This window comes from Clostridium chromiireducens (assembly GCF_002029255.1).
In the GTDB taxonomy this organism is placed as follows: domain Bacteria; phylum Bacillota; class Clostridia; order Clostridiales; family Clostridiaceae; genus Clostridium; species Clostridium chromiireducens.
Window position 1 is genome coordinate 1 of the sequence record NZ_MZGT01000049.1, and the last position, 13,649, is coordinate 13,649.

Genomic DNA, 13,649 nt, shown 5'->3' on the forward strand with positions numbered 1-13,649 from the left:
CTCCTAAGTTATGAATCAATAAATAATTAGGAAATATTAAAATAGTATTAGTCAAGAGATTAGAAGCATGATTTTTTATACGTCATACTAATTAGGGACGTATATATAAGTACTGAACTAGAATCAATTCAGAATAAATTAAAATTCCCATTATTCATATAATCTACACAATATGTAGAAAGTGTGAAGTAATTAGTGAAAATGTTCTTTGAAAATTGAATAATGCGATATTTATAATATGTAAAACATTGTGAATTATTAGATTTATATTTAGAAAAGGCAGTATATAATATCCTAAAAATGATAGATAGTCAATATATACTTTGAAAATCTGTAAAATTTGTACGATATTAGTTTTAATATATTCTGATAGATATTAAATAGGTTATTGTAGTTTGAATTTGCATATGGTTCTAGTTATAATCATTTTTATAACATGTACAGTATTTTATGGGAGGTTTTGTATGAGTGAATTTTTGAAATTAGAGAATTTTATTGGACATTCAGATGTAAGTTATGAAGAAGTTATAGTTCAATTTTTACAGGATAACGGAATAACGATTGATGATTTTGAGTATGTAGGAAGATGTGATTCTGAGTGCCTGGAATGTAATGCAGAAAAATTTAGTGTCTGGCGTAGGGATATAGGAGTCATCGAAGAAGAAAACATTTTTACTTTCAATTTAGATGCCGCTGATGAAACATTAGATTTCGCTATATACCTGTGTAATAAATGCAAGAAATGGACTATTTATATTGAATAATACATTATTCTTAAATTATAAATCGATAAAATAAATAACGTATTGTAAAATCGCATTTATTCAAGAGATTGAATTTGCGATTTTTTTAATACTCAATTCTAAAAAAGTTTGTAGGTTTAAGCGATGTTGGAATAGTTTTAATAATTATAAATTAAACTTCGGATTATTCATATAATCAAAACAATTTTATAAGAATCAGAACTGAGAATACAATTGAGTTTAACAACAATTTTCATACTAGTATTTTTCATAGCAGGCTTAGGACTAACAATAGGCATAATAAAAAAGAATAAAGCAGTTTTAATTATTTCAATAGCCATGTGCATTCTTCTTATAGCCTTTGCTTTATTCTTAATACTTGTCTTAATACCTGCTATGTAATATTTTATGAAGCTTCAGTAGGTTTCGCCATATTCAAATTTTAAAAAGATATTTCGATAAACAACATCAGAGGTGCATAATGAATAGAAATAAGACATTAATTTTTACAAAGAGCCTTTATTTCTTGATTATCATAGGCGCGATAATTTCAGGGATTATTATTTATAATGATATTAATAATAATATAGCTATTAAATTTGTATTAGGGTATGCATTGTTATGTGTATTTTTTATATTGTATGTTCCTATAATTACTATAGTTAACGCAAGGAAATTAAAATTGGAATACATTAAAAAGCTTTTAAAAGAATTTGTTATTTGCTTTGCTATGTTTTTTGTTTTAAATTGCATATTGGATTATGTTTTTATTAGCCCAAATATAGATTTCCTTGATGCACTTTCAGATGCAGGGAGTCTTTCTTTTTGTGTCACTTTCATTGATGTTACATTTTTGAAAAAGGATACGAATTAGATTCGATTTTGTGTATCATAGGATAAAATTTAAAAGTCAGTTAGCCAACTATTAAGGAGTAATTTAAATGATCAAACTAAGTTTATTAGGAAAACAATTAAATGAATCTGTTGAAAAATTATCTTTAGAAAATAGAGAAATATTTGATGATATTATAGCATTCATAAGAACATCAAATTTAAAAACAAGAGACGGAGAAGAATTTCTTCAACAGATGATAGATAGCTTCTTAAATGCACAGCAGCAAGGGATAAGCATTGAAGGTATGTTAGGAACAGATGATATAAGAGGTTATTGTGAAGAAATAGTAGCTACATATAAATCAAGGTATAACATACTATCACGCAGTGGAGAATATTTAATGTATGTTGGAATACTGGTAGTAGTAACATCAGTATTAGGTAGTTTTACAAAAAATTTAACTATACTTATGTCTAAAAATTTTAAATTTAATAATTTTTCATTTTATTCATATATAGATTTCGACTTTGGATTTATTACAACATTTTTGATTGCGGTTACTTTTTATTTTTCTTTGATGAATTGGATTAAGAAAAGTTGTTTTACTAAACCTGTCATAAGTAATGAAAAGAAGAATAAATTTAAAATGTATATACTAATCATATTTATTTGTATAATGCATACTATTTCAAAGTTTGCAAAGGGATATGTGTTCTATAGTTTAAACATATTCTTAGTTGTTATTATTGGAATTATGTCATATTTCATAGGGAAATATTTAGTAGAAAATTAAGAAAAATTCATTTTTAAAAAGTTTTGACTACTATTTTTAAGTGAATAGTAGTTTATTAAATAATAGTATATAAAACCAATTGACATACAGACGTCTATTGGTAAAAGAAGTTGTTATATAAGTGAGACAAGGTGTTATCTTTTTAAAGAAGGATAAAGTAATAAATTAAGCAGACATAGATATCACATTTTCATACAGGAATTTGTGATATTTTTTTCTATATAATATTAAAATAAGGTATATAAAAAATGGGAGGAGAATTTATGAGAAAGGTTAATTTATTCTTGAAAATATTTGGTGCCATCTTTGTTATTGGACTTGTAATACTTACGTATAGCATAAATTTAGGTGATTATGAAGTAGCAAATATTATACAATCTAATGGCGGTAGCATAGATACAAATACTTACATGATTTATTTAGAACAGTCTATTACAAAATATAGATTTCTAGGGTCAATTCTTTCAATGTTAGGTGGCTTAGGAATATTAAAAAGTATTGATACTAAATCATAATGCGTAGTGATTTATATTAAGATTTAAAGATGATATAATTATTTCAATAAGTTTCTTCATAATATTTACTGAAGATTTAAGGAGATATACTATGAATAGCAAACAATACAATACCTATGTGGGAAGTAAAGAAATTCAAATTAGAGATGAAAGTAAAGATATTAATTTTAACGTTCTTGTGCAATATCCAACAAATGAACCATCAATGCCAACTGCATTTGGTTCATATACAATGGATGTTTGTATTAATGCTAAATTGTTAGAGGGTGAATTTCCACTTGTCATCATTTCTCATGGTAATGGAGGTTCACATATTTTTTATAGAACAATTAGCACCCATCTTGCGAAAAATGGCTATATTGTTGCAATGGTAGAGCATTATGGTAACAATAGAAATAATAATGAATTTGAAAACACCGAAGAAAATCTAATTTTAAGACCAAAGCATATCAGTTTAACAATTGATAAACTTCTTTCAGATAGTTTTTTTAGTAACCATATTATAAAGGACAAGATAGCAGTAATAGGACATTCTATGGGTGGGTACACAGCTCTAGCCTTGGCAGGTGGTATTCCAAGAACTAGAGAAGGTAAAATAATAAAGACTACTCCTGACCAAAGAGTTAAGGCAGTAGTGTTACTTGCACCTGGAGCAGGCTGGTTTTTAAATGGTTTGGATAACGTAACAATCCCTATTCTTATGTTAACAGCAGAACATGATCCAATTACACCTGCTTGGAATGCAGAAACTGTATTAAAAAGCATTCCAGATAAATCACTGGTTACTTTTAGGCAAATTGAAAATGCTGGTCATTTTTCTTTTCTGAGTCCATTTCCTGAGTCAATGAAAAGCGCGAAGTTCTTACCTTCAACTGATCCAGAAGGATTTGATAGAGAAGAATTCCATGCACAATTACCAAAAGAGATACTTGCTTATCTTGATGAAAAATTGTCTTAAATTATTGTGCAATATATAAGCTAATAAACAAATTTTAATAGGCTAAATGAAGTCCTTAGGAGTCAGGTTAAATGAGGTGAAAAGGATATCGAATATTGATGTTATTAGATATTTAATGTATAATTTTTTCTATAACGCTAATTGATTTTAATAGCAATAGAAAAGGTGGTTGGATAGTTTTGAACCAAAATAGTATAAGCAATGATAAGTTACTAGAAATCATTAAAGTACAGACTGAGGTGGCTCAGCAGGGTATGGATCTTGGTAACATAATGGATTTAGTAACGCAGCGAACTAAGCTTATTACTAATGCAGATGGTGCTTCCGTAGAATTAATTGAGAATGAGGAGCTAGTGTATAGGGCTGCATCTGGAATGGCTGAGAGGTTTTTAGGGTTACGATTAAATATGGAAAATAGTCTGTCAGGGGAATGTATAAATATAAGAATCCCTCTGATTAGTAATGATATTGAAAGTGATGACAGAGTTAATAAAGAGGCATGTAGGCAAATCGGTCTTAATTCCATGATTGTAATGCCTTTAATATGCATGAATGAAGTGGTTGGTGTATTGAAAGTTCTTTCTTCGAAAGCTGGTCATTTCAACGATGATGACATTAAAGTACTAGAACTTATGTCAGGACTCATTGCAGCAGAGATGTTTAATGCAATGAAAAATGGGGAAAGTGAGTTGTTTTATAAAGCAACACATGATAGTCTAACTGGGATATCTAACCGTTCTTTATTCTATGATAATTTGAGAAAAAGGTTGTCACATGCTTCTCGAAAAGAAGAGGAGTTCGGAATCATTTCACTAGACATGGACGGACTTAAAGAGATTAACGACAACTACGGCCACAGAGCAGGAGACGCAGCAATCAAAGAAGTTGCTTTACGAATTAACAACACTTTGCATGAAACAGACACAGTTTCTAGACTTGGTGGAGACGAATTTGGAATCATTATTGCAAAGATAGAGCATAGCGATGAAATCAAGACATTGATTAAGCAATTAGACTTTGAAATAACAAAATCTTTCGAATTTGAAGGTCAAGAAATAAATCTTAGAGCAAGTATCGGATATGCCCTTTTTAAAGAAGATGGCATTGAAATAGATGTTTTAATTGAAAAAGCAGATAAATCAATGTATAAAGTAAAAAGAGTGCGTAAAGGACATGAGAATGTACGCTGATAAAAAATTTTAAGCGCTATAATAAAAGACACACCGATAATTTTGTCAGTGTGTTTTTCTTCTATATGGAAATACATTATCAAGTTCAGTCATTCTTCCTTCACAAAAAACCCCCGGGGGTTTTTATGAGCGAAGCGAATTTGCTACGGTTGCCATTGGAGACATCATGCTAAAACCAGCTCTTCTCAAAAAGTAACCAGTAAATAAGCAACGCAGCCAACATGTCATCTGACCAAACATTCAGGGGTGGATTCTCCGATTACAAAAAAATCGAGAGGGAGTCGACCTCTTTTTTGCATGCTCATTTTTTTCAATCATACACCAGAAATGGACTAAAATCAAACTGCATTTGGGTTACAAAAACTGCGTTTCATTTACAAAAATTAAGTTTCGGATTTCAAACATAGCTTTTCGTTTTACAAAGTGGCATCTCTTCTTTCAATTCACCTTCAGCTCTTTGTATTGTGAATACCACTTAAAAATAATATATCAATTAAGGATAATAAATTATCGTAACACGATAATTTATTATTGACAATTTAAAAAGGTAGGTATAAACTTAAAATGAAAAATATGGATTTTGAGAGGTGTTTATGAATCAGAAGAGTTTGTCAAAATGGATTAAGATTATTGTAATGGCAATGGTGTTGTGTGGTGCAATGATATATTTTGAGGCAATACCATATATAGCAGATAGTATTGTTAAGCAGGAAAAGGAACTCCAATATTGTTATTGGCCATGGCTGATTTTTATTTGGTGTACGGCTATTCCATGCTATTTGGTTTTGTTTTGGATGTGGAGAATAGCAGATGAGGTAAGGAAGGATAATTCTTTTTCCAGAATAAATGCTATATATTTAAAGCGAATCATGCTTGCTACACTTACAGATTTGGGATTTTTTCTCGTTGGAAATATTGTATTACTGTTGCTTAATATGAATCATCCAGGAGTTTTTATGTTATCAATATTAATTTGTTTTATTGGAGTGTGTGTAGCAGTGGCATCAGCTGTCTTATCACATTTAGTGGAAAAGGCAGCACTTTTGAAAGAAGAAAATGAATCTTATATATAGGGGGGAGTGTGATGATAATAGTTAATGTAGATATAATGATGGCGAAAAGGAAAATGTCATTAAAAGAATTAGCTGAAAGGGTTGGCATTACAAATGCAAACATGTCTGTGCTAAAGACTGGAAAAGTAAAGGGGGTAAAATTTACTACTTTAAATGAAATATGTAAGGCATTGGATTGTCAGCCGGGAGATATACTGGAATACAGGGAGGATGAAGATGAAAAGATTTAAGAAGCATCCAGTTTTGTATTCTTTATTGTTATCAACAATTATAAGTATAATTGTCGGTGTTATTTTTTTAAGTCATAACTGGAAATATCCAGGTGATATTATTGGAGGTATATTTTTCTCAATGCTAGCAGGGAATTTTATGATTTATCCATTCCTGCTCACCATAATTAATATTGTTACATTATTTTGTAAATCAGAAAATCTGGAATGGATCAAGAATATCAGAATTTTTGAGTATATGGCTATGATATTCGGATTTTTTTATAGTGGAATAGGTCTAGTCTTTTTAGGGATACAGTTTCAAGCAGACTGGTTAGTTGTGTTGCGAAATGCAGAAGTTCATACGCCTATCTGGACAGTATCGTATCCTACAGTAGTCTGTTTGTCATGTATTGGAGTTATAGGATATCTTGTTTTAGCTTGTATTCAGATAGAAAAAATGCCGCCACTTGTTATTGTCAGTGCGATAGCTGGAATGTATCTTGGTATTCTGGAATGTGTGTTATGGATTATTCAGATATTTTCGTCAAGTTATATACTTTTGTGTCTATTTCCACTTAACTGTATTATCATAGCTGCAAAAACTATAAGATATAAAATCTTGGAATGGAATTCGAAAAAAGATAATGTAACAAGATCATTTAATAACAAGTATCTGGCATTTTTAAATCAGAAAATGATAAATTCGGGATACTGGCCAATTACTGCATTTGTTCTGATGTGGCCTATTCTTGGCATTATAATATGTGTTCTTGCCTTGTTTGGACAGCAGCCAGATAACATTATAAAAGCATGGACTGAAACTAGTGATTGGAATTTATCACATCGTGTGGCTCCTCAGAATGTTACTTATGATGAACATTATCTATGTACTGTTGCGGCGGGAGGTCATGCACGCATTGTTAAACCGATTCGTTTAGGTGAGCGTCATGGACATCAGGTTATTGTGAATCGTCAGCTCTGCGTGGCAAATGCATTTGAGCAGATTCTGGAAGAGAGGATCCCAATGTTTCATAAGAATATCCGGCATTTCTATGATACTTATGGATTTCCAATTGCGAAGACGATACATTCCAAATATATGGCAGATATAGTGTATTTTATTATGAAGCCATTAGAATGGCTGTTTTTGATAGTACTGTATTTCTGCGATGTGAATCCAGAAAATCGGATTGCGGTGCAGTATCTGCCTCAAAAATAGGGAATAAAAATTGGTTGACAATAAATATGAAAGAGTGGTGAGAATAATAAAAAAGCATATAAAATAAGATATATTATGTTATTTGGCTGGAACCGCATTGATATTAAGCTGGAATTATAAAAGCTTATTAAATCAGAATTGAGAAGTAGGGTATTTTGAAAATATGTTGTGAGGATTAGCTGAAAGACAAATAATAATTTGTGGGGATGATGGGATGATAAGAGAAATAGTAAACGAAGATTTTAATGGGTTAATGGAACTATATACGCAATTACATGATAATCCTATGACTGAGAAAACATCTGAAATAATGGAATTATGGAATAGAATTTTGAAAGATAAAGAACATCATATTATTGTTGCAGAAGAAGAGGGAAGAATAGTATCTTCGTGTGTATGTGTTATAATACCTAATTTTACACATAATCAGAGACCATACGCATTTATTGAAAATGTAGTGACTAAAAAAGATTATAGAAACAAAGGATTAGCAACAGCTTGTTTGAATTACGCAAAAGAAATAGCTATTAAAGAAAAGTGTTATAAATTAATGCTATTAACAGGCTCGAAAAAAGAAAGTACATTAAATTTCTATGAACAGGCAGGATATAATAAAAATGATAAAACTGCTTTTATACAGTGGATATAATAAAAATTTTAATTTGTAGAGCTGCTTATTCATTTGGAACCAATGATATTTCAAAAAAGTGGGGATTTTGTATGACGAATGATATAAATATTGTATTTTTTGACTTATTCTTTACGCTTGTAACACCTAAATATAGTGATTTAAGAAATGAAAATGATATATTAGGAATAACAAAAGAGGAATGGGAAAGATATGCCGAAAATGAAGAATTATATTTAAAGAGAGCAACAAATAAGAATATAAGTCCTAAGCAAATAATTGAAGATATTATCAATAAAATGAAAATAGATATTAATATATAGAAGATTTTAAAGAACTTATTAATATACTTTCATAAGTAACTATTGAAAGTAAGTATAACCGATTTATAGTAAAATTAATCTATCAAATTTAATATATTGGATGGCATTAAATTCAGAATTGACAGTAACTGAACGGCACAGACGTGAAACCCACGATCATTTGTATGCGGCTTAAATAGCTGCTTGCAGATGGTTGTGGGTTTTTATTACTACAAAAAACTTATGCACTCAAAAAACAATTTATAAAATTACTTTTATACATGCTTAGTATTTTCATACTAATAATTCTATGAAAAATACTACAAATTATAGTTCTTATATACATATATTGAATTTACTGTATAAAAGCGGTAATATTGTAGGAGTTACTGTTTTATATTTTGAAATACAAGATTAAAAATGTTTTTTAGAGCAAATTAATATTTTGACTAAAGTTGGATATGGAGTGATAAGATGTTGGAAAGAAACAAATATAGTTTTATAAAAGTTATGATTAGAATGTATACGTTTATAAAAGAATACAAATTATTAATTACGATATATATGATTTTATCTGTTTTAAATATAGGAGTTAATTTATTCTTAGCTAATTTAATTAATGAGTCAATAAATTCTGCCATAAATCTTGATAAGAATAAATTATATAGTTACACTTTTCAAATGGCTGTAATTATTATAGTTGGTTTGTTTATTACATATTTTTCAACACTTTCCTATGGTATCTTTAAAACAAGAGTAATGCTTGATGTTAGAAAGTCTGCTATAGCACATCTTGAGAAACTTCCACTGTCTTTTATGGAAAAAAATCATTCAGGCGATATTATTTCTAGGTTTACCAATGATATTTCTTCGGTGCAGACTTTTATAGGTGACGATTTATTTAAGACACTTATACAGCTTATATCTGTTATTTTCACTTCGATATATTTGATTGCAATAAATTTAAAGCTGTTTATAGCTACATTTATAGTAATACCTCCAGCACTTTTTATGATTAACGTAATTTCTAAGCCTATGGAAAAATATTTTAAGCAAGCATCGAGAAATTTAGGACAGGCAAATTCCATAGTTCAGGATTCTTATGGTGGCATATTTATTGTTAAAGCCTTTAATCTGGAGAAATTATTTCAAGATAAATATTTAGAGGTTATTAAAAATGGGTTGAAATACAATATTAAAGGGGTACATAGATTAAAATTCATACCGCCATTTAATATCATTCTTAGATCAACACCTTTTGCAATTTGTTTAATATATGGTGCGTATTTATCAATTAATAAAGAAATATCTACAGGTCAATTGCTTTCTTTTACATATTTAATGGGTAATATAGTATGGACTTTTGCTTTTTTACCTTCAACAATAAGTAGTTTGATAAACGCTATAGGCGCTTCTGAGAGATTCTTTGAGGTTCTTGATACTTCAACTGAAAGAGAAGATGGAAAGCCCTTTGAAAGCTTAGATACAAAAAATTCTATTAGTTTTAAGAATGTTTCATTTTCCTATAATGAAGGGACGAATATACTAAAGGAATTAAGTTTTGATATTAAAAAGGATAGTAAAATAGCGTTAGTTGGCGCAAGTGGGTGTGGTAAAAGCACAGTATTAAAGCTTATAGCTAGTTTTTATAATATACAAAGTGGGAATATAGAGTTTTTCGAAAACAATTCTAAAGAATGGAGCTTAAACCATATTCGTTCAAAGATATCGTATGTATCTCAAGATACATATCTCTTTCCAGGTTCAATATTGGACAACATATTAGTAGGGAATTTACATGCTGCAAAAGAAGAAGTTATAAAAGCAGCTAGAATAGCAAATGCACATGAATTTATTTTAGAATTACCACAAGGGTACGATACTATGGTAGGTGAACGTGGCATAAAACTATCGGGAGGTCAAAGGCAGCGAATATCCATTGCACGTGCTGTACTTAAAAATGCACCTATTATTCTTCTCGATGAAGCTACTTCAGCATTAGATACATTGTCAGAAGCAGTCATTCAGGAATCTTTGGAAAAGGTTATGGAAGGAAAGACTGCTATTATTGTAGCTCATAGATTATCATCAATAAAACATGTAGATGAAATTCTTGTAATGGATAATGGTTGCATTGTTGAAAGAGGTAAACATGAGAATCTTGTAAAGAATAATGGTTTATATTCTAAATTATATGCCAAACAATTTAATGATTATGATATACAAGAATCGATATAATAGGAGAGTTTATGATGAGTGAGAAAATGAAAATTAATGATTATCTTGAAATATTAAATAACATAAAACCCAGAAGGCTTATATATTCTTTTGTATTGATATGTGATTGTATAGTTGAGACAAGCTTTTATATTCTTACACCTTTGGTTATGAAGTTAATGATTGATGCTTCAGTTAAGTCAGATATAAATAATCTTAAGCAAGGTTTTTTTATAGTTGCATTAATTTGTTTATTAGGAATAGTGCTGTTTGGAACTTTTGAATTCTTCTTCTTTAGTATTATGCATAAGACAACTGCCAAAATAAGAACAGGGCTTTTCAATCATATTCTACATTTACCTATATCATATGTAGAACAGAATCATAGTGGCGATACCATCTCTAGACTTAATAATGATGTAAATATTATACAGTCTTCATATGGATGGCCCCTAAGAAATATAATTGTTTCAATATTTGTTGGAATTACTTCTGCTGCAGTAATGATAATGTTAGATTGGAGAGTAAGTATTCTTTTAATTAGCATTGGTTTTATATCTGTAGTAATTAATACTAGGCAGAAAGATATTATAAGAAAGATAAATAAAGATATTCAAAAGAGTATGGGTAAATATACTGAAAATCTTTCGAATATTTTAAGTGGTTTTTTTACAATTAAAAATTATCAACTTGAGGAAATGATGCTAGAAAAGACTGATAATATAAATAACGAAATACTTAATAGTAATATTGAATTAACAAAGAAAAATGCAATTATGGATAGCCGTAATTTTCTTTTTGAATCAATTAACTTTGCAGGAATTATTGCATTAGCAGCGTTTCTTGCTTTCAATGGAGCAAATAATCTTGGGTCTATTGTTTCATTGATTTTCTTAGTGGGAAATGTGAATAGAATGTTCAGTGATACTAACAGCATGTTATTGCAGTTGCAGGGATATATAGCAGGCTCAAAGCGAGTTACCGAGCTTTTGAAAATACCTGAAGAACATAAAAGGGTCTTGGGGGTTTCAGAAAATGAAAAAAATGTAATGATTAAATTAAAAAATGCTGCTTTTTCTTATGATAATGAAAACAAGGTTTTAGAAAACATAAATTTAACTGTGAAAAAAGGTCAGGTTGCAGCGTTGGTTGGTCCTAGTGGTGGGGGGAAAAGCACCATAATGAAGCTTATTTTAGGGTATTATACTTTATCATCAGGTCAGGCTGTTATTAATGAAAAATCAATTGCTGATTACTCAATGACAGAATTAAGAGAACAAATTGCTTATGTTCCACAAGATTCTTATATTTTTGATGGGACTATTGAAGATAATATAAGATATGGAAGATATGATGCTGATAGAGAAGCAATAATTGAAGCTGCCAAAAATGCACATGCAGATGAATTCATAGAAAAACTTGATAAAGGTTATGAAACAAATGTAGGTGAAAGAGGAATAAAGCTGTCCGGAGGCCAGAGACAGAGGATAGCGATAGCCAGAGCATTTCTAAAAAATTCACCAATACTTTTACTTGATGAAGCAACATCATCATTAGACTCAGAAAGCGAACAATATGTTCAGGAAGCATTGGATAGACTTATGAAGAATAGAACGGTATTAATTATTGCTCATAGATTATCTACAATTAAGGAAGCTGATATGATTTATGTAATTAGCAAAGGAAAAAATGTGGAACAAGGTAAACATGATGAGTTAATGCAAGGAATAAGTTTATACAGAAAATTATATACATCAATTACTTATTGATAACATTTGAAATTATTTTTGAAATAAATTCATGGCATTTATTTAACGCCAGATCATAATAATCCAACCACTTTAACTATGACAAAAGAAGAAAGAAATGATATTAGCTATGATAATATACTCTAATTTACAATAATATAATTAGATAATGAACTAAGTGCTAAAGATAATTTTTTCAATTTTTGTTTAAAAGGAACTGGTTTTATATCAAAATTAATAATTTGGAGATTGAGGGAGGATAATGATGGAGGGGCATAAAATAGTAGATAAAATTATTTCAAATATAGAGAAGGTTATTGTAGGTAAAAGAAAGACACTTGAGTTTGCTATGATTTCTATTTTATCAGAAGGTCATATATTACTAGAGGACGTTCCTGGAACGGGGAAGACTACCTTTGCTAAAACTCTAGCAAAAACTATTGGATGTGGATTTAATCGTATACAATTCACTCCCGATACGCTACCAAGTGATGTTACAGGTGTTTCTATATATAATATGCAGAAGGGGAGTTTTGAGTTTGTAAAAGGAAGCGTAATGAATCATGTAGTTTTAGTAGATGAAATAAACAGGGCTTCACCAAAAACCCAGGCAAGTTTGCTGGAGGCAATGGCAGAAAGGCAAGTGACAGTTGATGCAAATACTTATATTTTACCTAGGCCATTTATGGTAATAGCTACTCAAAATAGTATTGATAGTATTGGGACATACCATTTACCTGAGGCTCAGCTAGATCGTTTTTTTATGAAATTATCTATGGGATATCCAAATAAAGAAGAAGAAAAGAACATGGTAAATAAGTTTCTTTTAAATAGACAATGGAGAGAAGTGAATTCTGTTACTGATGAATATGAAATTTGCAGCATGCAGGATGAAGTGATGAAGGTTGAGATTCATGAAGATTTAGTTGATTATATTTTAAAAATTACACAGCTGAGCAGAAATAATGAAGAGATTACACTAGGAATTAGTCCAAGAGCTACATTGGATTGGATAAAGGGTGCTCAAGCAATGGCTTACTGTAGACAAAGAAATTATGTCATTCCAGATGATGTTTTAGAAGTATTTGAACCGATTATAGCACATAGAATTCTTCTTTCATCAGAAACTAGGATGAAGCGGGTTTCTGAGAAGAAAGTTTTATCAGATATAAGGGGAATGATTAGAATACCAATTTTATAGTGCGGAGGAATAATG

Annotated in this window: 14 protein-coding genes; all 14 read left to right on the forward strand. The window is 29.9% G+C overall.

Features of this window, described 5'->3' with window-relative positions; translation table 11 throughout:
* Nucleotides 1-464: 464 nt before the first annotated feature.
* The 14 genes from CLCHR_RS16705 to CLCHR_RS16770 all read left to right on the forward strand — a co-directional run bounded on the left by CLCHR_RS16705 (nucleotide 465) and on the right by CLCHR_RS16770 (nucleotide 13,634).
* The gene (locus tag CLCHR_RS16705) at nucleotides 465-764 is read left to right on the forward strand and encodes a hypothetical protein (RefSeq protein WP_079440963.1); all 300 of its coding nucleotides are present in this window, start codon (nucleotides 465-467) and stop codon (nucleotides 762-764) included.
* Between the two features lie 460 nt (nucleotides 765-1,224).
* On the forward strand, nucleotides 1,225-1,617 hold the full coding sequence (locus CLCHR_RS16710) for a hypothetical protein (protein ID WP_079440964.1): 393 nt from the start codon (nucleotides 1,225-1,227) through the stop codon (nucleotides 1,615-1,617).
* A gap of 67 nt (nucleotides 1,618-1,684) precedes the next feature.
* On the forward strand, nucleotides 1,685-2,371 hold the full coding sequence (locus CLCHR_RS16715; RefSeq protein ID WP_079440965.1) for a hypothetical protein: 687 nt from the start codon (nucleotides 1,685-1,687) through the stop codon (nucleotides 2,369-2,371).
* Between the two features lie 263 nt (nucleotides 2,372-2,634).
* Nucleotides 2,635-2,886: a hypothetical protein gene (locus CLCHR_RS16720; RefSeq protein ID WP_079440966.1), complete on the forward strand. Its 252-nt coding sequence runs from the start codon at nucleotides 2,635-2,637 to the stop codon at nucleotides 2,884-2,886.
* Between the two features lie 91 nt (nucleotides 2,887-2,977).
* The gene (locus tag CLCHR_RS16725) at nucleotides 2,978-3,844 is read left to right on the forward strand and encodes an alpha/beta hydrolase family protein (RefSeq protein WP_079440967.1); all 867 of its coding nucleotides are present in this window, start codon (nucleotides 2,978-2,980) and stop codon (nucleotides 3,842-3,844) included.
* A gap of 179 nt (nucleotides 3,845-4,023) precedes the next feature.
* Entirely contained in the window at nucleotides 4,024-5,034 is a 1,011-nt protein-coding gene (locus CLCHR_RS16730) for a sensor domain-containing diguanylate cyclase (RefSeq protein WP_079440968.1), read from the forward strand.
* Between the two features lie 593 nt (nucleotides 5,035-5,627).
* Nucleotides 5,628-6,107, forward strand: a complete 480-nt coding sequence (locus CLCHR_RS16735) for a DUF2975 domain-containing protein (protein WP_079440969.1) — start codon at nucleotides 5,628-5,630, stop codon at nucleotides 6,105-6,107.
* A gap of 11 nt (nucleotides 6,108-6,118) precedes the next feature.
* The gene (locus CLCHR_RS16740) at nucleotides 6,119-6,337 is read left to right on the forward strand and encodes a helix-turn-helix domain-containing protein (protein WP_079440970.1); all 219 of its coding nucleotides are present in this window, start codon (nucleotides 6,119-6,121) and stop codon (nucleotides 6,335-6,337) included.
* Nucleotides 6,324-7,538: a DUF6688 domain-containing protein gene (locus tag CLCHR_RS16745; RefSeq protein WP_079440971.1), complete on the forward strand. Its 1,215-nt coding sequence runs from the start codon at nucleotides 6,324-6,326 to the stop codon at nucleotides 7,536-7,538. The genes CLCHR_RS16740 and CLCHR_RS16745 overlap by 14 nt, the downstream gene beginning before the upstream one ends.
* Before the next feature lie 214 nt (nucleotides 7,539-7,752).
* Nucleotides 7,753-8,187, forward strand: coding sequence for a GNAT family N-acetyltransferase (locus CLCHR_RS16750; protein WP_079440972.1), 435 nt, complete (start codon nucleotides 7,753-7,755; stop codon nucleotides 8,185-8,187).
* Nucleotides 8,178-8,489 carry a hypothetical protein gene (locus CLCHR_RS16755; RefSeq protein ID WP_139376256.1) on the forward strand — a complete coding sequence of 104 codons (312 nt, stop codon included), beginning with the start codon at nucleotides 8,178-8,180 and terminating at the stop codon, nucleotides 8,487-8,489. The genes CLCHR_RS16750 and CLCHR_RS16755 overlap by 10 nt, the downstream gene beginning before the upstream one ends.
* A gap of 453 nt (nucleotides 8,490-8,942) precedes the next feature.
* Nucleotides 8,943-10,706, forward strand: coding sequence for an ABC transporter ATP-binding protein (locus CLCHR_RS16760; protein WP_079440974.1), 1,764 nt, complete (start codon nucleotides 8,943-8,945; stop codon nucleotides 10,704-10,706).
* Between the two features lie 14 nt (nucleotides 10,707-10,720).
* On the forward strand, nucleotides 10,721-12,454 hold the full coding sequence (locus CLCHR_RS16765) for an ABC transporter ATP-binding protein (protein ID WP_169896832.1): 1,734 nt from the start codon (nucleotides 10,721-10,723) through the stop codon (nucleotides 12,452-12,454).
* A 244-nt stretch (nucleotides 12,455-12,698) separates the two neighbouring features.
* Nucleotides 12,699-13,634 carry an AAA family ATPase gene (locus CLCHR_RS16770; RefSeq protein ID WP_079440976.1) on the forward strand — a complete coding sequence of 312 codons (936 nt, stop codon included), beginning with the start codon at nucleotides 12,699-12,701 and terminating at the stop codon, nucleotides 13,632-13,634.
* The last annotated feature ends 15 nt before the right edge of the window (nucleotides 13,635-13,649 follow it).

Bases quoted from the DNA above. Each gene is read 5' to 3' on its own strand.
- CLCHR_RS16740 (WP_079440970.1), top strand. From the start codon at position 6,119: ATGATAATAGTTAATGTAGATATAATGATGGCGAAAAGGAAAATGTCA.
- CLCHR_RS16710 (WP_079440964.1), top strand. From the start codon at position 1,225: ATGAATAGAAATAAGACATTAATTTTTACAAAGAGCCTTTATTTCTTG.
- CLCHR_RS16720 (WP_079440966.1), top strand. From the start codon at position 2,635: ATGAGAAAGGTTAATTTATTCTTGAAAATATTTGGTGCCATCTTTGTT.
- CLCHR_RS16770 (WP_079440976.1), top strand. From the start codon at position 12,699: ATGGAGGGGCATAAAATAGTAGATAAAATTATTTCAAATATAGAGAAG.
- CLCHR_RS16725 (WP_079440967.1), top strand. From the start codon at position 2,978: ATGAATAGCAAACAATACAATACCTATGTGGGAAGTAAAGAAATTCAA.
- CLCHR_RS16745 (WP_079440971.1), top strand. From the start codon at position 6,324: ATGAAAAGATTTAAGAAGCATCCAGTTTTGTATTCTTTATTGTTATCA.
- CLCHR_RS16750 (WP_079440972.1), top strand. From the start codon at position 7,753: ATGATAAGAGAAATAGTAAACGAAGATTTTAATGGGTTAATGGAACTA.
- CLCHR_RS16715 (WP_079440965.1), top strand. From the start codon at position 1,685: ATGATCAAACTAAGTTTATTAGGAAAACAATTAAATGAATCTGTTGAA.
- CLCHR_RS16705 (WP_079440963.1), top strand. From the start codon at position 465: ATGAGTGAATTTTTGAAATTAGAGAATTTTATTGGACATTCAGATGTA.
- CLCHR_RS16735 (WP_079440969.1), top strand. From the start codon at position 5,628: ATGAATCAGAAGAGTTTGTCAAAATGGATTAAGATTATTGTAATGGCA.
- CLCHR_RS16760 (WP_079440974.1), top strand. From the start codon at position 8,943: ATGTTGGAAAGAAACAAATATAGTTTTATAAAAGTTATGATTAGAATG.
- CLCHR_RS16765 (WP_169896832.1), top strand. From the start codon at position 10,721: ATGAGTGAGAAAATGAAAATTAATGATTATCTTGAAATATTAAATAAC.